This window comes from Rhizobium sp. CSW-27 (genome assembly GCF_018760785.1).
GTDB lineage: Bacteria > Pseudomonadota > Alphaproteobacteria > Rhizobiales > Rhizobiaceae > Neorhizobium.
The window spans coordinates 1-1,425 of the sequence record NZ_JAHHZO010000056.1; the positions used below are offsets into that span (position 1 = coordinate 1).

Consider the following 1,425-nt stretch of genomic DNA (forward strand, 5'->3'; position numbering starts at 1 on the left):
CCATTTGCCGATCACCGTCATCGACTGCCTTCAATCGCTTGCGGACCTTCTCCATCGCCGCCGGCATTACCCAGTCGCGGAACGGCGCGCCATTGCGAAGAGCGCCGGGTTTGCGGGCCAGGACAGGCACATAATGCCAAGGATCATAGACCGTCTCGCCTCGTCCGAAGCTGCGCCGATGTTCGGCAATGACCGTACCATCCTGCTTGACGACAACCCGGTCGGCATAAGCGTGGACTTCGACCGGGCGGCCGACAGCAGTCGAGACGACCGAGTATTTGTTATTATCAAAACGGACCGTGCAGGTCTTCGAAACCGAGGCCGGAACGCAGTGAAAGCCATCGAACGGACCGACATAGGGAACGAGGTTGCCGCGTTCGGCCTCGAACATCTGCCAGATCGTCTGCTCGGCCTGTTCCGGATGGTTGTGCGCCTTGGCATAGGCGACGCATTTGTCGAGCAGCCAGACGTTCAATTCCTCAAGGCTCTTGACCCTCAGCCGCGGCGTGAAGAAGCGTTCGCGCACCAGGCCCACCTGGTTCTCGACCTGGCCTTTCTCCCAACCAGACGCCGGGGTGCAGGCGACAGGCTGAACGAGATAATGACTGCACATCTGCAGGAAGCGGCGATTGTATAGCCGCTCCTTGCCGACGAACACCGCCTCCACCGCAGTCTTGTTCGGCGGGCAATCGATTCGCTGGATCGATTGCTTTTCCGCCTCACTGTCGTAGATGCCGCGCGTGCAGGTGCCACGGAAGAAGGCAAACGCCTTGTCGTGGGCGTCGAACACCATCTCCTGGCTCTCGCGCATATAGGCGCGGGCAAACATCATGCGGCTATGGCAGAGCCGAACATGCGCGACCTTCACGGTCGTCGTCGTGCCATTGATAAGCACGATCTCGTGGCTCCAGTCGAACTGGTAGGCTTCGCCGGGTGCATAGTAGAGCGGCACATAGGCCTGCGCCGTCGCTGATCCGCGGTTCTTCGCCCAACCCTTGGCGTAACGGCGGATCGCATCATAGCTGCCGTCATATCCGAGTGCGCGCAGCTCTTCGTAAATCCGGATCAGCGTCAGCCGTTCGCGCGATGGCCTGCCTTCGTTCGTCGCAAGAAGCCGCTCGATCTCAGCCTTCCATACTCCCGTCTTCGGCAAAGGCTGCCGCTCGCGCTCGTAGGAGAAGTCGGTCTCGTCGCTGCGCAATATCTTGCGGACCGTGTTGCGGGAAACATGCAGTTCGCGGACGATCTTCTTCATCGACCAGCCTTGAACATGAAAGGCCCGCCGGACGCGCGCAATCGTATCCACTCGCTTCAACTCCCTCTCCATCCGCCGTCAAAAAACGGATGGTCAGATAAATCCGAAGGGGGTCAAAATTGGACGCCGATCACCCCGCTAATGGGGTCAACTTTGCACGCCGAAACACA

The 1,425-nt window shown here is 59.8% G+C and carries 1 protein-coding gene; it reads right to left on the reverse strand.

Translation table 11 applies throughout. From position 1 onward, the window contains the following. Nucleotides 1–1,315 (reverse strand): IS21 family transposase (gene istA / locus KLP42_RS26520; protein WP_215571156.1); only part of this gene is annotated, 1,315 nt, incomplete at its 3' end. Nucleotides 1,316–1,425 lie beyond the last annotated feature (110 nt).